General features: G+C 56.0%; 20 protein-coding genes. 9 read left to right on the forward strand and 11 right to left on the reverse strand.

The window, feature by feature from the left end:
* Window positions 1-102 precede the first annotated feature (102 nt).
* Window positions 103-762, forward strand: coding sequence for a ribose-5-phosphate isomerase RpiA (rpiA, locus tag K0H79_RS14270; protein WP_220076253.1), 660 nt, complete (start codon window positions 103-105; stop codon window positions 760-762).
* Between the two features lie 80 nt (window positions 763-842).
* On the opposite strand, the gene recJ is transcribed toward rpiA, so the two are convergent.
* The 4 genes from recJ to brnQ all read right to left on the reverse strand — a co-directional run bounded on the left by recJ (window position 843) and on the right by brnQ (window position 5,888).
* Window positions 843-2,567, reverse strand: coding sequence for a single-stranded-DNA-specific exonuclease RecJ (gene recJ, locus K0H79_RS14275; protein ID WP_220076254.1), 1,725 nt, complete (start codon window positions 2,565-2,567; stop codon window positions 843-845).
* Window positions 2,568-2,654: 87 nt separating this feature from the next.
* Window positions 2,655-3,383 (reverse strand): bifunctional protein-disulfide isomerase/oxidoreductase DsbC, encoded by a 729-nt coding sequence (gene dsbC / locus K0H79_RS14280; RefSeq protein WP_220065395.1) that lies wholly within the window; start codon window positions 3,381-3,383, stop codon window positions 2,655-2,657.
* Window positions 3,384-3,522: 139 nt separating this feature from the next.
* Window positions 3,523-4,404, reverse strand: a complete 882-nt coding sequence (gene xerD / locus K0H79_RS14285; RefSeq protein WP_220067917.1) for a site-specific tyrosine recombinase XerD — start codon at window positions 4,402-4,404, stop codon at window positions 3,523-3,525.
* Between the two features lie 146 nt (window positions 4,405-4,550).
* On the reverse strand, window positions 4,551-5,888 hold the full coding sequence (brnQ, locus tag K0H79_RS14290; RefSeq protein ID WP_220076255.1) for a branched-chain amino acid transport system II carrier protein: 1,338 nt from the start codon (window positions 5,886-5,888) through the stop codon (window positions 4,551-4,553).
* A gap of 464 nt (window positions 5,889-6,352) precedes the next feature.
* On the opposite strand from brnQ, the gene K0H79_RS14295 reads away from it, so the two are divergent.
* From K0H79_RS14295 to K0H79_RS14320, 6 genes are all read left to right on the forward strand, one after another.
* Window positions 6,353-7,096 (forward strand): tRNA1(Val) (adenine(37)-N6)-methyltransferase, encoded by a 744-nt coding sequence (locus K0H79_RS14295; protein ID WP_258405397.1) that lies wholly within the window; start codon window positions 6,353-6,355, stop codon window positions 7,094-7,096.
* A gap of 65 nt (window positions 7,097-7,161) precedes the next feature.
* Window positions 7,162-8,973, forward strand: a complete 1,812-nt coding sequence (gene srmB / locus K0H79_RS19320; protein ID WP_258405398.1) for an ATP-dependent RNA helicase SrmB — start codon at window positions 7,162-7,164, stop codon at window positions 8,971-8,973.
* Between the two features lie 213 nt (window positions 8,974-9,186).
* Window positions 9,187-10,395, forward strand: a complete 1,209-nt coding sequence (locus K0H79_RS14305; RefSeq protein WP_258405399.1) for an efflux RND transporter periplasmic adaptor subunit — start codon at window positions 9,187-9,189, stop codon at window positions 10,393-10,395.
* Window positions 10,395-13,598 (forward strand): efflux RND transporter permease subunit, encoded by a 3,204-nt coding sequence (locus K0H79_RS14310; protein WP_220065398.1) that lies wholly within the window; start codon window positions 10,395-10,397, stop codon window positions 13,596-13,598. The genes K0H79_RS14305 and K0H79_RS14310 overlap by 1 nt, the downstream gene beginning before the upstream one ends.
* Window positions 13,599-13,732: 134 nt before the next feature.
* A complete protein-coding gene (locus K0H79_RS14315) occupies window positions 13,733-14,371 on the forward strand; it encodes a TatD family nuclease-associated radical SAM protein (protein ID WP_220076257.1) in 639 nt (212 codons plus the stop codon).
* A gap of 91 nt (window positions 14,372-14,462) precedes the next feature.
* Window positions 14,463-16,682 carry a PAS domain-containing protein gene (locus K0H79_RS14320; RefSeq protein ID WP_220076258.1) on the forward strand — a complete coding sequence of 740 codons (2,220 nt, stop codon included), beginning with the start codon at window positions 14,463-14,465 and terminating at the stop codon, window positions 16,680-16,682.
* Here K0H79_RS14320 and K0H79_RS14325 read toward each other — a convergent pair.
* From K0H79_RS14325 to K0H79_RS14335, 3 genes are all read right to left on the reverse strand, one after another.
* The gene (locus K0H79_RS14325; RefSeq protein ID WP_220076259.1) at window positions 16,672-18,075 is read right to left on the reverse strand and encodes a hypothetical protein; all 1,404 of its coding nucleotides are present in this window, start codon (window positions 18,073-18,075) and stop codon (window positions 16,672-16,674) included. The two genes, K0H79_RS14320 and K0H79_RS14325, sit on opposite strands and share 11 nt — an antisense overlap.
* An 89-nt stretch (window positions 18,076-18,164) precedes the next feature.
* On the reverse strand, window positions 18,165-18,680 hold the full coding sequence (locus K0H79_RS14330; RefSeq protein ID WP_220065402.1) for a hypothetical protein: 516 nt from the start codon (window positions 18,678-18,680) through the stop codon (window positions 18,165-18,167).
* Window positions 18,673-19,428 (reverse strand): helix-turn-helix domain-containing protein, encoded by a 756-nt coding sequence (locus K0H79_RS14335; RefSeq protein WP_220076260.1) that lies wholly within the window; start codon window positions 19,426-19,428, stop codon window positions 18,673-18,675. The genes K0H79_RS14330 and K0H79_RS14335 overlap by 8 nt, the downstream gene beginning before the upstream one ends.
* A gap of 404 nt (window positions 19,429-19,832) precedes the next feature.
* On the opposite strand from K0H79_RS14335, the gene K0H79_RS14340 reads away from it, so the two are divergent.
* Both K0H79_RS14340 and K0H79_RS14345 read left to right on the forward strand, forming a co-directional pair.
* Window positions 19,833-20,651, forward strand: coding sequence for a cytochrome c3 family protein (locus K0H79_RS14340; protein WP_220065404.1), 819 nt, complete (start codon window positions 19,833-19,835; stop codon window positions 20,649-20,651).
* A gap of 9 nt (window positions 20,652-20,660) precedes the next feature.
* Window positions 20,661-21,188, forward strand: a complete 528-nt coding sequence (locus tag K0H79_RS14345; protein WP_220076261.1) for a hypothetical protein — start codon at window positions 20,661-20,663, stop codon at window positions 21,186-21,188.
* A gap of 89 nt (window positions 21,189-21,277) precedes the next feature.
* Here K0H79_RS14345 and K0H79_RS14350 read toward each other — a convergent pair whose 3' ends face one another.
* The 4 genes from K0H79_RS14350 to K0H79_RS14365 form a co-directional block, all read right to left on the reverse strand.
* A complete protein-coding gene (locus tag K0H79_RS14350) occupies window positions 21,278-21,682 on the reverse strand; it encodes a hypothetical protein (RefSeq protein ID WP_220065406.1) in 405 nt (134 codons plus the stop codon).
* A 162-nt stretch (window positions 21,683-21,844) separates the two neighbouring features.
* Entirely contained in the window at window positions 21,845-23,272 is a 1,428-nt protein-coding gene (gene nhaD / locus K0H79_RS14355; protein ID WP_258405400.1) for a sodium:proton antiporter NhaD, read from the reverse strand.
* 234 nt (window positions 23,273-23,506) lie between these two features.
* On the reverse strand, window positions 23,507-24,247 hold the full coding sequence (locus tag K0H79_RS14360; protein ID WP_220067919.1) for a DUF481 domain-containing protein: 741 nt from the start codon (window positions 24,245-24,247) through the stop codon (window positions 23,507-23,509).
* A 134-nt stretch (window positions 24,248-24,381) separates the two neighbouring features.
* Window positions 24,382-25,875, reverse strand: coding sequence for a YdiU family protein (locus tag K0H79_RS14365; RefSeq protein WP_220076262.1), 1,494 nt, complete (start codon window positions 25,873-25,875; stop codon window positions 24,382-24,384).
* Between the last annotated feature and the right edge of the window lie 48 nt (window positions 25,876-25,923).

Genomic DNA, 25,923 nt, shown 5'->3' on the forward strand with positions numbered 1-25,923 from the left:
CAGCAAAGGCAGGATTTTTGTTAGCCAACAACCACTTTTATAGCCACTTGCAGGTATAATAAGGGCAATTTTTTTGCATTAAGTCGTTTACAGGACCTCACCATGACTCAAGACGAAATGAAAAAGGCCGCCGCCTGGGCTGCACTCAAATACGTAGAAAAAGACAGCATTGTTGGCGTGGGCACAGGCTCTACTGTGAACCACTTTATCGATGCGTTGGCTACCATCAAGGCGGATATCGAAGGCGCAGTGTCTTCTTCTGAAGCCTCAACCGCCAAGCTCAAGGCACTGGGCATTCCGGTTTACGACTTGAACAGTGTCGACCGACTGTCTGTTTATGTGGACGGCGCCGATGAAATCAACGGCCAGATGGACATGATCAAGGGCGGTGGTGCAGCCCTCACCCGTGAAAAAATTGTCGCCGCCGTGGCCGACAAATTTATCTGTATCGTGGACAACACCAAAGAAGTAGCCATCCTCGGCGAGTTCCCGCTGCCGGTTGAAGTCATCCCCATGGCCCGCTCCTACGTAGCCCGTGAGCTGGTAAAACTGGGCGGCGACCCTGTGTACCGTGAAGGCGTGGTTACCGACAACGGCAACGTGATCCTGGATGTGCACAACATGAAGATCATGGAACCCAAGAAGCTGGAACAGCAAATCAACGGCATAGTAGGCGTAGTGACCAATGGTCTCTTTGCTCATCGCGGCGCCGATGTGCTCTTGGTCGGCACCCCTGATGGCGTGAAAACTGTCACCGCCTGATAAGCGGGCCGTTCACGACAAAAAAGCCACCCTAGGGTGGCTTTTTTATTAACTGGCGTTTCGTTAACAGGCGTCCGGACTCATTTGGCTTCGATTTGCTCGACAAGAAGCTGCAGGCTTTGATTGCCACGAAACTCGTTTACATCGAGGCGGTAGGCAAGCTGCACATGGCGCACCGTGGCATCGGGCCAGAGTTTAAGGTCCACGTTGAAGGCGATGGCATCCAGCATCAGGCGGCCACACTCGGTTTCCACCAACATCTTCAGATGCTTTTCGCCCACGAGGCGCTGCTGCAATAACCGGAAATGGCCATCAAACAGCGGCTCTTCGAAGCCCTGCCCCCAGGGGCCACTGGCGCGAATAAGACTCGCGGTTTCCAGGGTCAGGTATTCCATGGGCAATTCACCATCGGAGAGGATTTCACCGGTGAGAAGCTCTGGTGCCAACAGCTCCCGGACTGTTTCATCAAACACAGCCTGAAACTTGCTCACATCGGCTTTGGCGAGGCTCAGGCCTGCCGCCATGGCATGGCCACCAAACTTGGGAATAAGCCCGGGATGGCGGCTGGAAATCAGCTCCAGCAAGTCGCGCATGTGCAGGCCCTTGATGGAGCGGGCCGAGCCCTTAACCTCGGTATCCGACGCTTCGGCAAAGGCAATAACAGGTCTGTGATATTTGTCTTTGATACGTGAGGCCAGAATACCTATCACCCCCTGATGCCAGTCATCCTGATACAGGGCTATGCCCCAGGGCAGTTGCGACTCTTCCAGCTGCAAGCGCTCGAGGCTCTTCAATGCCTCGGCCTGCATGCCGGTTTCCAGCTCGCGGCGCTCCTGATTCAGGCCATCCAGTTCGGCCGCCATTCTGCGGGCATACATGATGTCTTCACACAGGAGGGTTTCCACCCCAAGGGACATCTCATCGAGGCGCCCAGCGGCATTGAGTCTGGGCCCCACGGCAAAACCAAAGTCGGCAGCAACCGCGCGGGCGGGATTACGCTTGGCAACTTCCAGCAGCGCGGTAATTCCGGGCCTGCAACGTCCAGCCCTGACGCGCTTAAGCCCGGCATCCACCAGAATCCGGTTATTGGCATCCAAACTCACCACGTCTGCCACAGTCCCCAGCGCCACTATGTCCACCAGCACCGCCAGATTGGGCTCTTTTATGCCGAGCCTTTCAAACCAGCCACGGCTTCTGAGTTCAGCGCGAAGGGCCAGCATCAGATAAAAGGCCACGCCCACACCGGCAATGGATTTGCTGGCAAAAGTGCAACCCTGTTGATTGGGGTTAACTATGGCATCGGCGTCCGGCAATACCTGCCCGGGCAGATGATGGTCGGTGATCACCACCTGCATCCCGGCGGCTTTGGCCACCGCCACGCCCTCGATGCTGCTGATGCCATTGTCCACCGTGATAAGCACCTCGGCGCCCTTTTCCACCGCGAGTGCCACCAGGGGCACGCTGAGGCCATAACCATAATCGAAGCGATTGGGAATCAGAAAATCCGCCCCCTGAATACCCAGCATCTTGAGCGCCAGCAAACTCACACTGGTGGAGGTGGCACCATCGGCATCAAAGTCACCAACAATCAGCATACGCTTTGAGGCCATGGCAGCATCGGCCAACAGATGCGCGGCCTTATCGAGCCCCAGCATGGTCTCGGGTCGCAGCAGGCGCGACAGCTCCTGCTCGCAGTCATCGGCCGCCACACCGCGGCGGGCAAGCAGCTGCTTTATCAAAGGATGCAGGTGGTTTGGCAGGTGGGAGTCATCCACCGTTTTACGTCTGGTGAGTTTGTACTTCACGCAGTGACTCCTTGCTTGAACCTTGGGGAATACCAATACAACAAAAAGGTGAGCCTGGGCTCACCTTCTCTTGGATGCAGCACGCTGTTACTGCTTGACCGCACGACGCTCAAGCACATCAAACAGCGCTGAGGCAGGCTGATAACCGGGGATCATAGAGCCATCTTCCAGCACAATGGCAGGAGTGCCATTTACGCCGAATGAGCCACCCAGATTGTACTGGCCGGCAATATCCGCGTCACACTTGGCGAGGCTGATATTTTTACCGGCCTTGGCATCGTCCATAGCCTTGTGAGGGTCTTTGGCACACCATACGGCTTCCATCTCGTCGGCATTGGGGGAAGGCACGCCCTGACGGGGATACGCCAGATAACGCACTGTGATCCCAAGGTCGTTATAGTCTTTCATCTCACGATGCAGCTTGCGGCAATAACCACAGGTAATGTCGGTAAAGACAGTGACGACGTGTTTTTCGTCTTTGGCTTTATACACCAACATCTTGCTTTCAAATTCTTTGAGCATGTCCAGACGCGGGCCTGCCAGGGCTTTTTCGGTCAGGTTGTTCATCTGGTCATTCAAGTCATAGATGTTGCCATGGAGCAGCTTGCTGCCATCGGCAGTGATGTACAACACACCGCGGTTGGTGATGGCCTGATACAGCCCCTCAACCGGAGAGGCAGTGATGCTGTTCACTTCCAGGCCAAGGGTGCTTTCAATTTTCTGCTTCAACATGTCGTTTGATGTAGCCGGGGCAGCCATCAACATGGGTGCCAGGGCCAGTGAGCCCAGAAGCGTCAGGGTACGGGTGAATTTCATCTTGAGTCCTTGAATACGACTGCGGGTATAGTCTCTTGATTATAAGACCCGCGAATGGCCTGAAAAGTTACCGTCTAACGGTAACAAAAGCAAATTAGCCGGGACTGAATTTGTATCAGTTGGTGTTTTCACCAAACTCTCACCCCCTGGGGTGATGTTTTTCATGGAGATCCGCAAGGCGGGTTCTGGCCACGTGGGTATATATTTGGGTCGTCGATAATGAACTGTGCCCCAGCAGCAGCTGTACCACCCGGAGATCGGCGCCATGATTCAGCAAATGGGTGGCAAAGGCGTGCCTTAGGGTGTGGGGCGACAGCTCAGTGGAAATGCCTGCTCTCAGGGCATACAGCTTGATGCGGTGCCAAAAGGTTTGCCGTGTCATTTGCTGACCACGGTTGGATGGAAATACCACCTCGGTGGCGCCTTGCTTGAGGAGCATCTGCCTCGGACCTGCAAGAAACTGTTCCAGCGCGTCCTGGGCCACTTCCCCCATGGGCACCAATCGTTCTTTCCCCCCCTTACCGATAATACGTACCAGCCCCTGACGCAGCCCCAGCTCCGACATGCCAAGCCCCACCAACTCGCTGACCCGCAGTCCGGTAGCATAAAGCAGCTCCAGCATGGCTTTATCGCGGCACTCCACAGGGTCTTCGCTGTTTGGCTCCGCCAGCAGCAGCTCCACCTGCGCCTCAGACAGGCTGCCTGGCAGGGATTTGGGGAGTTTGGGCGATTCAATCAGGGCAGTTGGGTCTTCACTGAGAGTGCCTGATACCAGTTGATGGCGATAGAAGCGGCGCAGGCTTGAGAGCATGCGTGCCGTCGAGGTTTTGGCCATGCCCTGCTCGAAACGGTACGCCAGATAGTCTCTTAGAGTCAGACTATCGAGGGCCAGCAAACCCATCCCCTTGGCTGAGAGAAAGGCATCGAACTGACACAAATCGGTACGGTAGGCACTTAAGGTGTTGTCAGACAGACCCTGAAGCGACCAAAGCTCATCCAGAAACGCATCAATCAGTGCCATTCCGGCAGCACTGGGTTTCAGTGGGGCACCGGATTTCTCCGAGCGCTTGCCACCCTTCAGGGAGGTATTAGCTTTGGCGGACAAAAAAGACTCCAACAGAAAACAAAAAAGCCGGGCGAGCCCGGCTTGTCTAATGCGTATTGCTATCAGGCCGCGGCCGGTGTGCGCTTACCGATAAAGAGGCAGATTACCATGGTCACTGCGGTTGGCAACAACCAGGCCATACCTTCGGCGTAAAGCGGCATAAAGCTCAAAGACTCCATGTTCATCCCGGCAGCCTTGAGGCCATCGATGGCACCAAAGAGCAGCGCCACTGCCAGCACCAGTCGATGGCTGACTTTGGGATTGGGCAGGTATTGGGTTATGAAGGTCACGGCCACCAGCGCAATCACCACGGGGTAAACACTCACCAGCACAGGAATACTCACGCTGATAAGCTGGGTCAGCCCCACGTTGGCCACCACGGCGCAAATGATCGAAAACAGGATCACAAACTGACGATACTTAATGCGCGGGAACAGCTCATTGAAATAGTCAGAACAGGCACTCACCAGCCCCACGGCCGTGGTCAAACAGGCCAAAGACACGACTGTGGACAACAGCAGCGCCCCCAGGGTGCCAAACTCACGGTCAACATAGCGGGTCAGGATCTGCCCGCCGTTTTCGGCGCCTTGGGCGATATCTCCGGCAGTGGCACCGAGGAAGAACAGCGAAATATACACAAAGGCCAAGCCTGAGGCGGCGATAAAAGCAGCACGTACCAGTGCCCGGGTTTGATCGGCCGGGGCATCAACGCCTTTTTTGCGCAAAAGATCGATAATCAACATACCGAACATGAGCGACGCCAGGGTATCCATGGTGTTGTAGCCTTCAATCACCCCCTTGATAAGCGGGCTGGACGCGTATTCTCCCACCGGCGCTGAAACATCACCGGAAGGCAGCATAATCACAGAAATGGCCAGCGACAACAGCAGAACCATAAGCACAGGCGTCAGTACTTTACCGACACTGTCCATCAATTTACCGGGGAAGAGGGCCAGCAGCATGGTCACAGCGAAGAACCCAAGGGTAAAGATAAGCTGGGCCACGTTCAGGCTGATACTGCCAAGCGCCAGGACGGTACTGGTATCGCCCAGGAAGGGTTTGGCGCCAATTTCAAAGGCCACCAGACCGGTGCGGGGCGCGGCAAAGGCCGGTCCTATGATGATGTAGATGGCCACGGCCAGCGCCGTAGCTGCCACAGCAGGCAGGTACGCCATCACCTTGCCCTGGGTTTTGGCAACGGCAATCAAACCCACCAATGGCATACCCACGGCAGTCACCAAAAAGCCCATCATGGCCAATGGCATGTTCTCACCGGCAAGCATGCCCGCAAATGGCGGGAATATCAGGTTACCGGCCCCCAAAAAGAACGCAAAAGTCATAAAACCCAGACTTAAGGTGTCTGAGAAACTCATCTGCTTGTTTTGCACAAGAAGCCCCATCTTATTTATTAGTGTTTTTCGAACAAACTTAAGTGATTATCTGTAACTTGGCTACCGAAGAAGGACTGAGAAAGCCCCCGTGTAACGCCATAATTACAGCACTGGAGAGGTAAATTTGGCGTTGCGCGCCGAAAAAACCACCTGCCTCGAGGTGAATTTTGGCCAAAAACGCCACCGAGGGGCCCGAAGTCGCAAAAAATGGCTACGGGAAAGGGGGAAACTAATACCAAAGCCCGGAGAGCAGCGCAAGCAGACTGGCCTCTCTTGCACAAAAAAGTGCCCCATGCTGCATTCGCGCTAACAGCATGTTGCGCCGGATCACGGTTCATGGGCGTTTTCGGGCCGCAGTCATCACATTTGGGCAACAGCGGCCCCAAACAAGGTCAGACCAGAGGTCCAGAGTCGGCACCTTTTTACAGGCAAGCCAAGGGCTTTTCTGGGGACAAACGCGGGATTCTGTTACCATGCCGCCACAGGAAAGCGATTGTTCATTTGGCTCAGACACCATGGGGTTCAGTTTTAAAGCATTTCACGTGGACGATTTCGGTTGCGGTATGCCCGTCAGCACAGACGCCGTGCTTCTGGGGGCCTGGGCCAATCTTGATGGCGCAGATGCAGTGCTCGACCTGGGCGCAGGCAGTGGCCTGTTGGCTCTGATGGCAGCCCAGCGCTGCAAGGCGCTCATCACCGCCATCGAAATAGACCCTGTGGCCGCCAGTGCGTGCCGCAGTAACTTCAGCGCCAGCCCCTGGCGCGACAGAATAAGCCTGATTGAAGCCGATGCCGCTGATGCAAAGGCGCTGGCAGGCAAAGTGTTCACTCACATACTCTGTAACCCGCCCTATTTTGAAACCGGGCCATTGTCAGAAAAGCCCGGCAGAGCCCAGGCAAGACACACAGGCAGCCTTGGATTTTTGGCACTGTGCAAGCTAATGGCAACCCACTTAAGCGCCCAGGGCGTTGCCAGCCTGGTGTTGCCGGTGGAAAGTGAGCCAGCCTTCATGCAAGCGCTCACTCACGCCGGGCTCGGCATCCAGCAAAGGGTTGAAGTCAGCACGGTTGAAGGAAAAGCGCCACGGAGACTGCTGCTCGCGGTCAGCCACAAAGAGGACAATTATCAGCATGAACACCTCGCCATCAGGGATGTTCAAGGCTGCTACACTGAGGCCATGACGGCCCTCACCAGGGACTTTTACCTGAAACTGTAACTCCTGGTTTCAGTAACCGAGTAAAGCACCTATAATACCGCGCCTGTTAGAGTAGGAATGCCACCATGCTATTTGAAGATTTCCAATTGGACCCCGAGCTGCTGGAGTCCCTGAAAGCCATGGGGCACAACACCCCCACCACCATTCAGCGTATGACCATCCCCCTTGCCATGGAGCAAAGGGATATTCTGGCGCGCGCTCCAACAGGGACCGGCAAGACTGCCAGCTTTTTGCTGCCTGCGCTGCAGCACCTGATAGATTTCCCCCGCCGTCGTCCGGGTCAGCCCCGGGTGCTGGTATTGACTCCCACCCGTGAATTGGCCAGCCAAATCCATCGCTACGCCAGCCATCTGGCCACCAATCTGGAGCTGGACATCAAGCTTATCACCGGTGGCGTGCCCTATGGTCCACAGGAAGAGATGCTCAAGAGTAACGTCGATATCCTGGTGGCAACCCCGGGACGTCTGCTGGAGTATCTGGACAAGGGCCATTTCAGCGCCGAACTGGTGGAAGTCCTGGTTATCGACGAAGCCGACCGCATGCTGGACATGGGCTTTGGTGAAGTGGTGAAAACCATTGCCGTAGAAGCCAGTGGCCGCAAACAGGCCATGCTGTTTTCCGCCACCCTGGAAGGTGGCGGCGTGGGCAACTTTGCCCGTGAGCTCCTCAACGAACCTGTATTCGTGGAGTCTGAGCCGCCCCGCAGCGAAAAAGCCAAAATCCATCAGTGGATACATCTGGCCGACGACAAAGACCACAAGTTCGCCCTGCTGACCCATTTGCTCAAGCAGGAAGAAGTGAAGCGAGCCATCGTTTTCTGTAAGACCCGCGACGTGGTGGCTTCGCTGGAAGGCCAATTGCAACAGGCCGGTATTGCCTGCGCCTTTATGCGCGGCGACATGGATCAGAAAAAACGTTTCCAGGCACTGGGCCGCTTTACCAAAGGTGAAGTGAACGTGCTCTTGGCCACCGATGTGGCCGCACGGGGTATCGACATTGAAGACATCACCCATGTGATCAACTTCGACATGCCTCGGTCAGCCGACACCTATGTGCACCGCATCGGCCGCACCGGCCGTGCAGGCGCCAAGGGCACCGCCATCTCCCTGGTGGAAGCTCACGACATGCGGATTCTGGGCAAGGTCGAGCGTTACATTGAGCAGCCGCTCAAACGCAGGGTGATTGAAGAGCTGCGCCCCAAGCACAAAGAAGCCAAGGTGCCTACCAAGAAAAAGGTCAAGGCCAAGGATGCCAAAGCCAAGGCCAAAAATCCTAAGCCCAAGGCTGCCCCAGGCCGCGGCCCTGCCACACCAAACGCCAAGACTGCAGACAGCAGGGGCGGCGACAACTTCCGTTCTGGCGGCAGAGCATCGACGCGCCATACCGGCACTGATGATAAGGGTGACGGCCAGGAAAAACATGAGCGCAGAGGCCATGATAAGCAGGAACGCAGAAGCCACGACAGGGCCGATGCGGGACGCAGCCAACATGGCCCACGTGACCGTACCGAAGGCCAGGGTTACGCCTCCAGAGACGGCAATGCCCGCAGTGCCAAGCGCGAAGTGGGTGAAAAAACGCCCCATGGCCGTGGCGACAAGCGTCATCAGGATGCTGGCAGCCAAAGCGGCAGAGGTTATCAATCCGCCGAGCGCAGCCCGGCTCGTGATCGCGCCAATACTGAAGGAAAGCCAAGGCACAAGGCTGAAGGCAAGTCAGGTCAAAGCACCGAAGGAAAGACCCGTAACAGCGCCGACGGAAAACCCCGTTATCACGCCCAGGGCAAAGACGGTAAACGCAGTGATAAGGGCGGCGACTACCGCTCATCGGCGCCAAAAGGTGCCGGCGGCAAAAACCGCAAACCCTCAAAAGCGGATTAACAGCACAAAATGCGGATAAAAACAGGGGCCTGATGCCCCTGTTTTATTTTGGCGCCAAAAGGTCCAACACCCTGCCCAAACAGACCCCCAGACAAGATCAATCCACCTCTTCGATAAAAATCAGATACATTTCTGTTACAAAAACTGATTGGTATAGCAAGGCGCTTTTGGTACCTTAGGCCCCGTTACCTGTATATGGACAAGCGGGCCACTATGAGCACTATTTTAAGACGTACCCTCCCCCTTATCATTCTCGCGCTATTTATCCTGGCCGCCATGGTACTCATGGCCACCAAAGAAGCTCCCGAGCAGAAGGCCGAAGAAGCCAATATGCCGATTATTGAAGTGGCTGAGGTGAAGCAGGAGACGCTGTCGTTGAATCTGCCTTCCTACGGGGTAGTGATGCCACGGCACAAAACGCAACTGGTGGCCGAAGTTCAGGGGCGCCTGACCAGCGTATCTCCCAATTTTGTTGCCGGCGGAGTGGTGAAGGCTGGCGACCAACTGGCAGTGATTGAACCGTCAGACTATCAGGCCGACCTGATGCAGGCGGAAGCCTCACTGGCACAGGCAACCGCCGCACTCAATGAAGAAATCGCCCGTGGGGAAGTGGCAAAAACCGAGTTCAAGGGATATGACAAGGGCGTCCCCCCGGAGCTGGGGTTGCGTATTCCGCAGCTGAAAAAAGAACAGGCCAACGTCAAATACGCCGAAGCCGCCCTGGCCCGCGCCAAGCGTAATCTGGAGCGCACCGTTATCCGCGCGCCGTTTGACGGCATAGTCAAAACCCGCGGTGTCGACCTGGGGCAATACGTCACCCTCGGCACCAAGCTGGGTGAGCTTTACGATACCAGCGTTGCTGAAATCCGCCTGCCACTGGCCAATGCCGATCTCGCCTATCTGGAGTCTGTGGACAACCCCGACACCGAAGTGACCCTGACAGCCTCCCTGGCCGGTCGCGAAGTGGTATGGACCGGCGCCATAGTGCGCAGCGAAGGGGTTATCGATGAAGGCAACCGCATGGTCTATCTGGTGGCGGAAATTCCCGACCCATACCTGCGCAAGCATAAAACCCAGGGCCAACTGCCGCTGAAATACGGTACCTTCGTCAACGCCATCATCAAGGGCCGCACCGAGGACGGCATAGTGCGTCTGGACCGCCATCTGGTGCGTGAAGGCAAGGTGCCGGTCGTTCGCAGCGATAACACCCTGGAGCTGCGTGACGTGAATGTTGTGCGCTCGGATCTGAACTACGCCTACATCAAGGACAGCCTCAAAACCGGAGAGCGCGTTTCCCTGACCAATACAGGCACCCTGTCCACCGGTCAGGTGGTGAAAATCCGCGGTGAAGAAACCCCAAACAGCACCAGGGACAGCGAGGCGCCCACCGATGAGCGTCTGGCACAGGCAGGGGACAAGTAATGGACACCCACAAAGGCATAATTGCGTGGTTTGCCCGCAACAGTGTGGCGGCCAACCTGCTGATGATAGTGCTGCTGGTTGGCGGCCTATTCAGTACTCAGCTGATTAACAAAGAAATATTTCCAAGCTTCGAGCTCAACCTGCTCAGAATTTCCGTTGCCTACCCAGGCGCCGCACCACAGGAAATCGAAGAAGGGATCAACATCAAAATCGAAGAAGCCATCCAGGATGTTATCGGCATTAAAAAGCTGACCTCGGTGGCCAGCGATGGTGTGGGCAGCATCACCATCGAAGTGGAAAACGGTGTCGACGCCAAAACCGTGCTGGATGAGGCCAAGCTGCGTATCGATGCCATTTCCACCTTTCCGGCCAACATCGAAAAACCCAACATTTATCAGATAAAGCCTGAAAACAACGTGATTTGGCTGTCTGTGTATGGCGATATCAACGCCCACGAGATGAAGGAACTGGCCAAAAACATTCGTGATGAAGTGGCTGCCCTGCCCTCGGTGACCCGTGCCCAGGTAGCCGGTGCCCGCAACTATGAAATCGGCATCGAAGTGTCGGAGAACAAGTTGCGTGAATATGGCCTCACCTTCACCCAGGTGGCCATGGCGGTGCAAAACTCCTCCCTGGACCTGCCCGGCGGCGCCATTCGCGCCAAAGACGGCGATATCCTGCTGCGTACCAAGGGCCAGGCTTACACCGGCGAAGACTTTTCCAGCATAGTGGTTGCCACCAGCAAAGATGGCAGTCGCATCATGCTGCCGGACGTGGCCACCATTAAGGATGAGTTCGAAGAGCGCCTCGACTACACCCGCTTCAATGGCAAACCCGCTGTGATAGTCGAAGTGCTGAGCGTGAAAGATCAGGACGCGGTAGCCATCGCCAAGGATGTGAAAGACTACATCGCCGAGCGCAAACTCAGTTTGCCCGCCGGCGCCGAGCTGGATTACTGGGGGGATTTGACCCACTACCTCAACGGCCGCCTCAATATGATGCTGTCGAACATGACCATGGGTGCCCTGCTGGTGTTTGTGATCCTGGCACTGTTCCTCGATCTGAAACTGGCATTCTGGGTGATGGTGGGCATTCCCGTGTGTTTCCTCGGCACCCTGCTGCTGATGCCGGTGGAACCCTTTGCCCTTTCCATCAATATGCTGACGCTGTTCGCCTTTATTCTGGTGCTGGGGATATTGGTGGATGACGCCATTGTGATTGGGGAGAGCGTCCACACCGAGGTGGAACGCCACGGTCACAACATGGATAACGTCATTCGCGGTGCTCAGAAGGTGGCCATGCCCGCCACCTTCGGGGTACTGACCACAATCGCGGCCTTTATTCCCATGTTGATGGTGGATGGCCCCATGGGGATCATCTGGAAATCCATCGGTATGGTGGTGATCCTGTGTCTGGCGTTTTCTCTGGTGGAATCCAAGCTCATTCTGCCGGCGCATCTTGCCCACATGAAGCCAAACACCAAGGAGCCCTCGGGCCCACTCGGCCGCATGAAGCTGCGTTTCAATGAGCGGGTAGCCCACTTTATCCACCACAGCTACAAGGCGTTCCTGGAGCGTGCCATTCACAACAGATACAACTGGCTGGCCGGCTTTACCGGGGTATTGATCCTCTCCATCGCCCTGGTCGCCAGTGGCAAGGTGCGCTGGGTGTTCTTCCCCAGTATTCCCTCAGACTTCGTGCAGGTGCATCTGGATATGGAAGAAGGCAGCTCAGAGGACAACACCCTCAAGGCGCTGCAGCAAATCGAAGATGCCCTCTACCGCATGAACGGTGAAATGGAGCAGAAGTATGGCGAGCCTGTGGTGAAGCACAGCTTCTTCAACATGAACTCCCGCACCAGTGCCTTTATCTTTGCCGAGCTGACCAAAGGGGAAGACCGCGAGCTGGATGGCAACGCCATTACCGACGCCTGGCGTGACGCCCTGCCGGAAATGGTGGGAGTGAAGAAGTTGTCCATGAATGCCACCACCAACGATGCCGGTGGTGATGTGGCGTTCCGCCTGTCGTCCAACGATCTTGAGCAGCTGTCGCTGGCCGCCAAAGAGCTTAAAACCAAGCTGGCAAGCTACGAAGGCCTGTACGACATCGCCGATAACTATTCCTCCGGCAGCCATGAAATCCGCCTGAAAATCCGTCCCGAGGCCGAAGCCCTTGGTCTGACGCTGTCAGATCTGGCGCGCCAGGTACGCTATGGCTTTTATGGTTACGAAGCCCAGCGCATTTTGCGCAACAAGGAAGAAGTGAAGGTGATGGTGCGCTATCCGCTGGAGCAGCGTCGCACCGTTGGCCATCTGGAAAACATGCTTATCCGTACGCCCGATGGCAGCGCAGTGCCCTTTGCCAACGTGGCAGAAATCGAGATAGGCGACTCTTACTCGGCCATTACCCGGGTGGATGGTCGCAGGGCTATCACTATCACGGCCGCCGCCAACAAGGACAAGGTCGAGCCGGGTAAGGTGGTCGCCGACATCCAGAAAGACTTTATGCCGGTACTGAAGCAAAAGTACCCCCATATCGACACCTCCCTCGATGGTCAGAGTCAGGAAGAGGCTGACGCAATCTGGGGTCTGTTGCAGGGCCTGTTCTTTGCCCTTTTCACCATCTATGCCCTGATGGCCATTCCGCTGAAGTCATACAGCCAGCCGATGATCATCATGTCGGTGATCCCCTTTGGCATGATTGGCGCCATCATAGGCCACCTGCTGCTGGGGTTATCCCTCAGCGTCCTTAGCCTGTGCGGTATTATCGCCCTGGCCGGCGTGGTGGTGAACGACTCGCTTATCCTAGTGGACTTTGTTAACCGCGCCAGGGCACAGGGTTTTGCCCTGCGTGAAGCCGTTGTAAATGCGGGCTGCTTCCGTTTCAGGGCCATTATTCTGACCTCACTGACCACCTTCTTCGGTCTGGTGCCCATCATCCTTGAGCGCAGTTTGCAGGCGCAGATTGTGATCCCAATGGCCACCTCGCTGGCATTCGGTATCCTCTTCTCCACCGTGGTGACCCTGATACTGGTGCCGCTGCTGTATGTGATACTGGCGGATTTCGCGAGCATCGCTCGCCGCCTGTTCAACTGGTGGTGGCAACCAAACCAGGGGCACCATGAGCATGGCGCTGCTGCCGGGCAGGTCACAGAGCAAGGTGCATCGCTGTCGCAGTCCCTCGAAGGGGCAAAGCACGACTGACGCAGGAGTGTTGCCTGTATCCCAAAAAAGGGAGAGCCTCGGCTCTCCCTTTTTGATCCCGGGAACATTTTAAGTAAACAGCCTCTGCTACACTGCCCCCACATCGCCCCTATGCCCTAACCGGGCACAACACCATGAATTCAATGGACGCCACTGCCGCTAAAAGCACATCCCCAAACGCCACTCTCGTTTACGATATTCGCCGCAGCCGCTACCTCAATATCACCGGCCGCTGCACCCTCAGGTGCGGCTTTTGCCCCAAGCAACAGGGCAGCCGCCAAATACATCAATATCAGCTGGCATTGGACAAACAGCCCGGGGTCGATGACCTCTTGCCCCTGCTTGGGGATGTAGGCAGCTTTGATGAATACGTGTTTTGTGGCTACGGCGAACCTACGCTGAATTTACCCACACTGCTGGGGGTTGCCCGCGCCATCAAGGCGAGAGGCGGTCACGTCAGGGTCAATACCGATGGCCTGGGAAACCTGTTTCACCGACGCAATATACTGCCCGAACTGGCGGACTGCGTGGATGCGCTCTCGGTGTCCCTCAACGCCCAGGATGAACTCACCTATCTGGAACACTGTCAACCAAAGCTGAAAGGTTCCTGGCAGGCAGTGAATGACTTTATCCGCATGGCACCGGCTTACATCAAACGCGTGGAGGTTTCCGCCATCGATGGCCTGCCCGGAGTCGATATCCCGGCCTGTCGGGCACTGGTGGAGGCGGCGGGTTGCATCTTCAAGCATCGCAAGCTGGATATCATGGGATAAGTTTGTCCCGTCAAACTGAGGGAGCAGGCCTGTACCGGCGGGGGAATCGTGTTAACATGATGCCCACTTTCAGCCCATATTTACCGCTCGCATGCTCAAACCCAATACCGGATTATCGTCGCTTTCCTCCCTGCTGACCGATGAACAAAGCGTTCGCTGGTCACATCAACGTATGCTGGCCATCGCCAGTCAGTTGGCGATGCTGGTGATAAGCGTTGTGTTGGTGATCAATGTCATCATCACCCTGGGCGAGCGCAGATTGCAGCAGGAATGGGCGACCCAAAGATACAGCGAGCTCCAGTCTGTCGGCACCATGATTGCTGACAAGGTCACCTTCCAGCAGTTCCGTACCCAAACCTTTGCCCGTGGCGAACTGCTGCGCCAGTATCTCGATAGCGGCGATGAGGGCCTCAAGGAAAAACTGCTGCTGCAATGGACAGGCCTGCAAAAGAACATGCCGGAGCTCATGGGCATTGCCCTGTTCAATGCCAATGGCGAGTTCCTGTTTGCCTCCACCGATGTGTTTGGCCGTCAGACCCTGCCGCCATCACTGCTGGGTGGCTCCCGCAACATGGGGGGCAACGAAATCTACAGCTCCCCCATGGAGTTCTTGTCAGTCAACGGCGACCTCGAACCCTATATGTATCAACTGGCGTGGCTTGAAAACCCCGATCAGAGCGTGCGGGGTTATCTGGTGACCTATAACTCCATGCTGCGTACCCTGGACATGGTCAAACCCGCCCTCAGTGCCACCCAGCAACCCATGATGATGTTCGATACCCAGGGACTCATGTATGCCGGCCCCAGCGATGCCCCGCTGCCGAGGCTGCCCGAGGGCTTGAGTGGCAGTCTGCGTCAGAGCTACCCTGCGCTGTGGCGCCAAATGGCCATGAGCAACTTTGGCCAGTTCCATGGCGATGATGCCACCTTTGTGTATCTGAAAGTGGACCTCACCACCCAGTATGAAACCCGCCGTGAATACTTTTTGGTGTCTTATATCCGCAACGATGACATTGCGTCACGCTTCTCCCAGTGGCAAACCATTCTGGTCATAGGGGCCATCATACTGACACTGCTGGCGGCGGCCGTGGTCATACTCACCCACCTTTACCGCCTCGAGCAGCGCGCCCGTCACAACAGTATCCAGCTGGCAGCCGATCTCTTTACCGGCGAAGAAGGTCAGCTGTTGGTGAACGATAAGGGCCGGGTTCTGAGTGCCAACCCCAAGGCTGGCAGCTTGTTGAATCTGGCGGCCAATCAACTGACAGACCGCAGCCTACAGCGCTGTTTGCAACTGGATGACGACAGCTTTGATAAAATCATCGCCACTGCCAAAACCAAGGGAGAATGGCGCGGAGAAGTGAGCCTGGATGAACGTCCCGGCGCCGTGATCCGGGTCGTACTGCGTTACACCCGAGCCAACACAGAGCGCCAGCGTTATTTCCTGGTTGGCCTCAATGACATCAGTGAACTGGCCCAGAGCCGCCAAGAAGAGTCACTGCACAGACTGCTGGCCGACAGCGCCGTGGCCACCGCCCTGACCCGGGCAGATGGTACCCTGCTTAAATGCAACAACGCCTTCGAACAGCTGCTGGAATACAACGAGCCCCTGGGGGCCAATCTGGCTGATCTCCTTGAGAATGACCTGGGTAATCAATGGCCACGCATTACGCAAATGGTGGCCATGCAGGGCAGCTGGCAGGGGCAAATTCTGTGCACCAACAATGCCAGCACCTGTTTGCAGGCCACCCTTAAAGGCCACCTCGACGATGAGGGGGATATTGAGTATTTGGTGTGTACCCTGGAGCAAGCCAGCAGCCGCAATCGTGGCCGCGAGAACAGCCAGCTCATCCCCAACCGCAGCACCATCCTGGCCAATCTGGAGGATCTGGCGCGCTACTATGATGCCCTTGGTGAGCAGAGCCGCAATCACTCCTGCCTGATGCTGATGGACATCAGCCCCGCCGGTATGCTCAGCCATATGAGCGATATAGGTCAGCTGGAAAAACGCCAGGAGGAAGTAGAGACCCTGCTGCTCAAAGAGCTGCCGTCCAATTCACAAATTTCCCATTGGCAGCTCGGTAAGTTGGTGGTCATACTGCCGGGCACCGACAGCAATGCTGCCCACAAGTATGCGGTGGATGCGCTGGACTCACTGAACAGCCTGGGGCTCGGGGAAGGCATCTCCATTGGCATTGCGGCCCATCAGTCCGGGCAAAACCTCGAAGCCTTTATCAGCCACGCCGAAATTGCCCTTAAGCGCGCCAAGCAAACCGGCGATCAGAAGATTTGTCAGGCCTTTACCCGCTGACACCCAGCAGCTGTTCCGGCAGGGATTTTTCACTGACGCTGATAATCCCGCTGCGGTTTAAGGTCACCTTGTATCTGGCATAGCGCGGCGCTTTGCGGCCTTCGCGGTACACCAGCACTACGTTGATTTGATACCGGCGTTCGGCGGTTTCGGCGCAGATCCCCTCTTCGGTTTCACGGAACACCTTCACCTTGCCCCGCTCCAGGTAGCGGACAAACGGCACCAGACTAAATGACACCTGTTCTGAGAGGGTGTCATAACCGGCTAAAAATCCCTCGTCATTCACCTTGGTCGAAATACCATAGTGCAGATATTCCGCCTCCAGGCGGTTTTGCTGATGGCGTCGGCTCAGAATTTCTGTCACCGCCAGCGGTAAATCCTTGCTGCGAACAAAGTCCAGCCACACCTGCTGGCGGGCCACCACCTTCTGGCTCGAGGTGTCGCGCAGCAATCGGCTCCAGCGGGGACGGCCGCGCTGGATAACCCGCCACATGGCGTTACGTATGTCTTCTTTAAAGATTTCCCGGAAGCCGTAGATCACCGCCAGGGTCAACAGCAAACTCATGGTTACGCCGCTGAACACCCCCTGGGCCTTGATGATAAGCGCCGATACCACCAACATCACCAGACCTGTGGCAAGGCCGGTGACAAATTTCTTCAAGCCCACGCCCAGGGGTTTCAGTTCTTCTTTAAGAACCACCCCCTGCTGGATAAGCCGTCTGAGCAGCAGCATCTTGTTGGAAATTCGGTTGTGATCCGATTTGGTTTTTTCCGAATTGTAATGGCGGCCATCACGGTAGAGCGCCTCGGCGCGGCACAGCGACAGCACGGCTTCACGCACGGTATTGGGGCCTTCGGCATCGTCGGTGGGAATATCCGGTGCATGCATGATGAGCTGCAGTAATTTTTGCTCACAGTGCCACGACAGATAGTTGTCGGCATGCTCAAACCAGGGTTTCCATTTGGGCTCTGTGGGCTCACTGCGGCGGAATTTCTTCAAAATCGCGCCCACCTGCTCCCCCAGTTCGCCCAGGCGGGGGAAAAACTCCTCGGCGGTTTTAAGCTGCAGCAGCTCCTTGGTGTCGTTTTCCATGGCCACGGCAAACTGGTAGGCAAAGAGGTTCAGATAGAGCCTGAATTCCTCCATGGTGCGCTTATTGAGGCTGACAAAGCGGCTCTGCACCAATGGCAGGTGCAGGCCGTCGGAATAATAGGCCCGCCGCCCCAGAATGGCGCTGTGGAAATACTCTTCTTCATCAAGGCTTTCGGGCCCAATGCCCATTTCCTTGGGCAAGGCAAAATAGAGGTCCAGCCGGCAACTGTCGTTGGCGCCGAGCTGATGGGAAAATTTAATGGAAAGTGCGTCTTCTTGCTTGAGTTGAATATTGGCCACAGGGCTCCTCTATGCCAGACTGGTGAAATACCTGCGATTTCTGCCGCCAGCCCAACAGACTTTACTCGCCCAGTTTGCCAAATCCGCCCTCAGTGGATCAACCGGCAACCGCAAACCGTATTACTTGGCTGAAACAGCACTATGGCATAGTCACGGGCCTTATCCAGCTCCAGGATCTCCAGCTCCATCTCGTGAAGCCCCTTGCCGGACAGATTCAGCCCGCTGACGTAGGACACGTAGTTCATGTGCATGGGGTTGGGCGCACCATTTTTGGCGGTTTTCTCTTCTTTGCTGTGAATGGCAATGCTGTATCTGTTACCGGCTCCGGCGGAGGTTTTAAGCTCACCCTCCATACTGATGCTGCCAGCCAAACTGCCATCGAGGTTGAAGTAACGGTAATGCATCTGCGCCCGCTTGCCCTTGGTGACAAGGTCAACCAACAGATACTGCTTGGCCTGGGCGCCATCACTGGGCTCGTAGAGTTCCGATGAGCAGTTCAGCAAGGTGGTTTCGGCGCCACGGGTTAAGCTGAAAATGGTGCCCAATGCCAGCATCAGCAACAGTAAAATGCACAGGTTAATGCTCCAGATCCAGGCTCTAGTCACAGATGTCCACCTCTCTGAGCCAGTCGGGGCTGATAAAGCGTCTTGGGCTGCGGCCATCGCTAACCTTCAGGTTACGTACCACTGCCTGCCCCAAATAATCGCCCCTCAGGGTGAGATTCAATACCCGGGAGTCGTGACTTAACGACATAAAAACTTCGCGCCAACGGGAATGGCGACAATCACCGAGTACAGATGCCAGCTCGGACGCTTTTTCAAGCAACAGGGTATTGTTACTGCGGGAATGGGCATAAAGCACCAGCTTGACCATCTGACCGTCGGCCTGCACCACCGACTGTACCTTTAGTGGTGCTGTGGGGGACATTTCCCCCACCCGCAGCGCAAAATAGCCACCGGCAAACAGGGATGCCAACATCAGCAGCGCCGGGATCCAGATGGGCACAGGTCCCAGACGGCGGGTTGGCAACCGCCTCTTTGCCGGTACAGGTGCTGTGATGGGGGTCAAGTGCAAGCGATACCCCTGCCCCTTGACGGTTTCAATCAAGAGTTCGCTGCCGGGGCCCAGGAAGGAGCGGATCATAAACACGGCCCGCGCAACCGATGAATCACTGAGCTCGCCATGTTCATCGTCGCCCTGACGCAGCTCGGCCTTGGAGACCACCTGATCGGCCTGACTCAGCAAGAGTCTCAGTACCTGCGCTTCTGCTCTGGGCAAATGCCAGACGTCACCGGAGGTGCGATTAATCAGCTCCCCTTTGACATCATCAAACCAGCAATTACCCAATTGCATCAGGATCCCTCACTCAAAATACCCGACCATTTTACCCTGTGGCTGAGTAAGGGACTGTGATCTGGATTAAGTGACGCGCCTTTACCAAAAATGAGAGAAATCTTAAAAAATGTGATACTGAACAATATGTTGAATGAGTGAATGGTCAAATGTAAATGCCATTGAATGCCGCTGAATTTACATGAATGTTACAAATAAGGTGACATAACACCATTTCTGCCCGCTGCGACCAATCAGGAAAAAGCGCCTTAATCGACCAGACCTTTTATCTCCAACGGATATCGGCGGCTGGCTTCAAGCGCGCCAAATCACAGTCTTCCTTTTCGTGCCCGACATACTGATGCCATGGCCCCAGGGGCCCTTGTATCACAACACCCTTGAATCACAACAAGAGGAAAAACAGTATGAAAATCGATAGACGACAGGCGCTCGGACAAATTATCGGACTGGGCAGTGCAGCAGGACTTGGCCTGGTCAGTACTTCACTGATGGCGGCCACCGACGAGAATGGTAACTATCAGCTCGCCCTCGGTGAAAAACTCAAATATGTACCGCTGGACCCCATGGCCACCGCCAAACTGGCCTATGAGACGGGTGGCGGCTGTATGCACCAGGTATTCCATGCCACTGTCACCATGTTGGCCAATTCTGCCAGTGTGGATGCCGACAAGTTCAAGACTATTCCCACCGCTCTCGCAGGTTATGGTTTTGCCGGGGTAACGGGTCAGGGCACCCTGTGTGGTAACCTCAACGCCATAGGTATGCTGGTCAATCTGCTGGATGATATCAACGGCCAGAACGCCGCCGTGATTGGCGCCGCCTTCCGTTGGTATGAAAACACCAAACTGCCACTGGATACTGCAGAATTTATTGCCGGCATTGGCTCCACCGCCGAGAAAACCGAACTGGTTGTCAGCTCATCGGTAGCAAACAGCGTATTGTGCCACTCCTCCATCAGTAACTGGTCCAAGGCATCGGGCAAAACCTTCAGCCAGAAGGGCGAGCGCTGCTATCGCCTGTCGGCTTCCATGGCCTACCACCTTGTTGAACTCCTGAACCGCGCCTACAAGGGCGAAGTCATTGCCGGTGTCCCTGAAGCCAAACCGTCCGAAGAAGCCCAGCGTTGTCAGACCTGCCACGGCAGCACAGAGACCATGGGTCCAGCCGCCAGCGTTAAGACCGACATGGAATGCACCACCTGTCACACCGGCCACTTCAATTAAGGGGGCGCCATGAAACCAAGACTTCTCTACCCGCTGCTTGCGACACTGCTTTTGGGTGCCTGCGGCAGCGACAATGACCCGCAGGAGCCCATCACACCCGAGCCACCCGAGCCACCGGTGGCTCAGGTAGTGCATGTGGATGAGGCCGAGACGATTGCCCTTGAAGTGGTCAGCTTTGAGCCTCTCACCGGCGCCGTGGAATTCACCCTCAAGAACGAGGCAGGGCTTGCCATCACAGGCGCCAGTCAGTATGAGCTCATCTATTTCGGCTTACCGCCTGAAGAAAATGCCTCAAACAATGCCAAAGCCTGGAAGCGCTGGCACGTTTCCCAGAGTTTCCGCTGTGGTGAAGATGCTTCTGCCTGTGAGGGTGTATTGACAGAAGGCGACACCAAGGGACGCTACCAGTTTGAAGCACAGGGACTGGATTGGAGCCAGGATGCACCGGAAGGCACCCTGAGCAGATACCGGTTGGCCATCACCCTCCAGGGCGCCAAAGCCAGCAGTGACATGCAATTTGTCGCAGACGCGCCGTAATGCGATAACGGGGGTCAAGTCCGCCTCACGCCCCCGACTTTTTTTTCCTTACAGCGGATAGTGCACAGGCGCTATCCGCTTTTATGTCGTTAAGACCAGATAAGCAATACCAGAAACACCGCCAATATGCCGAGACAGGCAAGGGCAAAACAATGAATCCAGGACAAGCCTCTGACAGGCCTTGAAAAAAGCCGTGCTATGGGACGCATCCCAGAGTGCAGTAAATAGCCCTCATTCCCCACCTCTTCGAGCAGGTAGCGCCAATCGGGCCCCATCAGCGCTCCCAGCGAGCGCATTTCCCGCTCCAATTTACGCTCATTGGCCCCTACTTGCTTGAGGGCACCACGCAAGCTTGAACGTGACACCACTCGCCCCCGCTCGGCACCGAGCATTAACAGCAAAGCCCCCTGAGCCTGGGTCAGGGTATGACGACGCCCATCAGTGAATTCGAGTGTCAGGGTGCTGGCGGTGAAATGGGCCTCACCAATTTGCATGGGTTGCGTATCCGAAAAGTAACAATGCGCTCAGTATAGAGAATCCGTTGTCCCTGAGGTGTGATCCCGTCTAAGCCCTGAACAGGAAAAGCTGAAAATGTGAACATCACCGGATTACAAGGGATACAAACACTTACCCTTGTAATCCGATATGATTAACCGTCAATGAAAGGTTGCGGCATTCAGCCACATGTGCACCAGGATGCTCGCGGCGTACCCCAGGGCAATCACAGGCGTCCACTTGAGGTGAGTGCCAAAGGTGTATATCCCACGCGCCTGCCCCATGAGTGCCACACCGGCGGCGCTGCCAATGGACAGCAGGCTGCCGCCCACTCCGGCGGTCAGGGTGACCAGCAGCCATTGCCCCAGTGCCATATCCGGATCCATGGTCAGTACGGCAAACATCACAGGGATATTATCCACAACGGCGGACAACAGGCCGACCGTGATGTTGGCATAGGTGGCATCCCAATGGGTATACATAGCTTCAGATACCAGGCTGAGATACCCCATAAAACCCAGTCCACCAACACAGAGCACCACCCCGTAGAAGAACAGCAGGGTATCCCATTCGGCGCGGGCTACCCGACTGAACACATCGAAGGGAACCACGTTACCCAGGTAGGTCAAACGCTCCCGATTTTTCTCGGCTTCGGCCTTGGCAATGGCCTTGGCAACCGAGTGGTTGAAGGTTTTGCGAAGGAAGAAGCCAAAGAATTGCAGGAATCCAAGGCCGGTCATCATCCCCAGCACAGGTGGCATACCCAGCAGCGAATGCGCCAACACCGCTGAGGCGATGGTCAGTAAAAATAAGGCGACAATCCGCTTGGCACCGCGGCGCATAAATACCCGCTCCGATACGGCGGCAGGACGCTCGTTACCGATAAAAAAGCTCATGACCAGCGCCGGCACCATAAAGTTCACGACGGCAGGAATAAAGAGGTCAAAGAACTCACCAAAGGGCACTATGCCCTTTTGCCACACCATCAGGGTGGTGATATCACCAAAGGGACTGAAGGCACCCCCGGCGTTGGCAGCAACCACAATATTGATACAGGCGATTCCAATAAAGCGGCGATTCTCTCCCCCCACCTTCATCACCACAGCGCACATCAGCAGTGCCGTGGTCAGGTTATCCGCCACCGGTGAGATAAAGAATGCCAGAATGCCGCAGAGCCAGAACACCTGCCGCAGGCTGAAGCCACGACTTACCATCCAGGCCCGCAAGGCATCGAACAGGCCGCGCTCTTCCATGGCGTTGATGTAGGTCATAGCCACCAACAGGAACAGCAGCAGCTCGGCATATTCCAGCAGATTGTGCTTAAAGGCCTCTTCAGCCACCTGAGGCATACCGTGCTGGGAATAGACAAACCCCAACATGCCCCAGATGATCCCGGCGGCCACCAGCACCGGCTTGGACTTGCGCAGGTGCAGCTTCTCTTCCAGCATCACCAGGGCATAGGCCAACACGAAAATGGTGATGGCAAGGTATCCCACCGTGGCACCGGTCAAATCGAGCCATTCGCCACCGCCACCGCTGCTCGCCAAAGCCATAGGCGCAAACAGCGCCAACATGAAAGAAATCGCCATCCCTGCGATACGATGGACTCCCCCATTCAAATGCTTTGCCTTCATAGATTGCCTTTGTTGTTATGATCTGCGCTGAAATTAGCACGACACTCACGGCCAGAATCTTGACTGAGCGCAACTTTCATTGAATAAGCTTTATCTGAATCACGTAAAAATTCATTATTTTTTTACATTTACCCACAAGGTGGTAATAAAAAAGCGCCCATTGGGCGCTTTTTTATGAACGGCTGAATTTTAGAAAGAATACAGCAGTGTCATGTTGGTTTCTGTGTCTGTGCTTTTTTTACCATCCAGCGGCTCGCTGTTGTAACGCACGATCACAGCAAATTTCATTGCCAGTGCACCGATGATATTGGCGGTCAGCGAGGTTTCGGAGCGCGCTTCCAACTGGTCGCCATAGTCGGCAACGATGAGTTGCTTGAACTTGGAAGAATCACTGATCTTGGTTTCAAAGTTCAGCACACCGTGGGCTACCACGCTGTCTTCTGAGCTGTAACCCAAAAGCGCACTCTGCTCGTCATCCAAACGGCGATACTGGTAACCGGGACCCACTTCCATGGCCAGAGTGGTACTTTCAGTGTCGATAAAACGATGACCATAACCCACGGCGCCGGTCAGCTTGTAGTCATAACCGGTAAAAGGGTCCTGTTCATAGTTGGCGTTGGCAAACAGGTAGTTGCTGTCGTCAAACTTATAGTTGCCCTGGGCACCGGCAAAGTAGCGCTCGGCGGTCACTTCGTCAGTGTCTTCCTTGTAGAGCGCTTCCAGGGTGTACTGGTTTTCCCAGTTACCCAGTTCATGCTTGAGCCCGAGACGGCCCTTAAGTGAGGTGGTGTCTGTATTGCCTGTGGTCAGAGTGGCGCCCAGCTCGGCTTCACCGGCAAAGGTTTTGTCGCCTTCCACGAAGTCGGCACCGGCCATGGCGGCAAAAGGTGTCGCCGCCGTCAGGGCCGCGGCAATCAGCAGTTTGTTCATCATTCTCTTATCCTTATCAGGTGTTTTCGCTCCCAAAAATCGCCGCACATGGTACCACCTGAGGCCGGAAATGCGAAATACACCACAAAATCCGGCATTTGACTGAACAAATTACTGGGGAAAACTTCCCCCCGTCAGGTGCCGCAAAACGTACGGAAGGGACCGAAATCTTCCGGGGCGCCCGAAGCATAGGCCTCATAGCCCGCCCGTTCTTCATAGGGGCGGCATACCACCGCCAGCAAGCGCTCGAAAGGCCCCATATCCCCGGCTTCGGCGCTGTCCAGCGCCCCCTGCAGCAGATGGTTGCGGGGGATAAACACGGGATTCACGCCTTGCATCAGCGCCCTGGCATCCGGAGCAAAGTCGGATTGGGGACCATATTCGCGGCCAAGCCTCTCATGCCAACGGGTCAGCCAGGGGGCGAGTTTGGCACTGTCGGCGCTTAAGGCCTCAATGCCCGCCGCGGATGTATCGCCAAGGCTGTTCGCCAACGCCCGGAACGCCAGGGTAAAGTCGAGTTTCAGCTCACCGAGCAGGGTCAGGAAGTCCATAAAGAGTTCAAGGTCACCATCCTGTGCGGTTTTCAAGCCAAACTTGGCGGCAAACACAGCCAACCATTCTTTGGTATAAACCTCGGCAAAGCCATCGAGCACCGACTGGGCATGGGCCAGCGCCTCGGATTCATCCTCAGCCAGCAGCGGCAACAGGGCTTCGGCAAAGCGGGCCAGATTCCAGCGGGCAATGCCGGGTTGATTGCCATAGGCGTAGCGGCCATCGTGATCGATGGAGCTGAACACGGTGCGGGCATCGTAGCTGTCCATAAAGGCGCAGGGCCCGTAGTCTATGGTTTCACCGGAGATAGTGACATTATCGGTATTCATGACCCCATGAATAAAGCCTATGCCCATCCACCTTGCCACCAGCTTTGCCTGTGCCCGGGACACCGCATTGAGCAGCGCAAGCGCTGGCGCTTCATCGCTCATAAGCTCGGGATAGTGGCGCTTCAGACTGTAACGAACCAGTTCACGCAGCCCTTCATGGTCGCCGCGCGCTGCAGCGTACTCAAAGGTGCCCACCCGGATATGGCTCGACGCCACCCGTGCCAGCACAGCGCCGGGCTTGATGCCATCACGGTAAATGTCTTCGCCGGTGGTCACGGCCGCCAGCGCTCTGGTAGTGGGAACACCCAGGGCATACATGGCCTCGCCCATCAGATATTCGCGAAGCACGGGCCCGAGCACTGCCTTGCCGTCACCGCCACGGGAAAACTGGGTGCGCCCCGACCCTTTAAGGTGCAGGTCGCGGCGCCTTCCATGAATATCCGTGATTTCTCCAAGCAATAAGGCGCGACCATCCCCCAGCCTCGGTGAGAAGCCACCAAACTGGTGGCCCGCATAGGCCATGGCAACGGGCTCGCTGCCTTCGGCAGTGAGCATTCCACAAAAGAAAGCCGCAAGACGGCTGTCTTCCATGGCATCTACATCCATCCCCAGCTCGTCGGCGAGCTGTTGGTTAAAGCACACCATGGCGGGCGCTGGCACCCTCGCCCCTTGCCAGGGCTCAAAAAAGCCCTCCATGTGCCGGACAAAACTGTTATCGAACTGAAACGGGGAAAACACCTTGGACATCCTCTGCTCCGACATAACGGCAATGGGCTAATGCTAACCCGTTTGTCC

Origin of the sequence: Shewanella sp. FJAT-52076, assembly GCF_019457455.1 — a bacterium.
GTDB classification, from domain to species: domain Bacteria; phylum Pseudomonadota; class Gammaproteobacteria; order Enterobacterales; family Shewanellaceae; genus Shewanella; species Shewanella zhangzhouensis.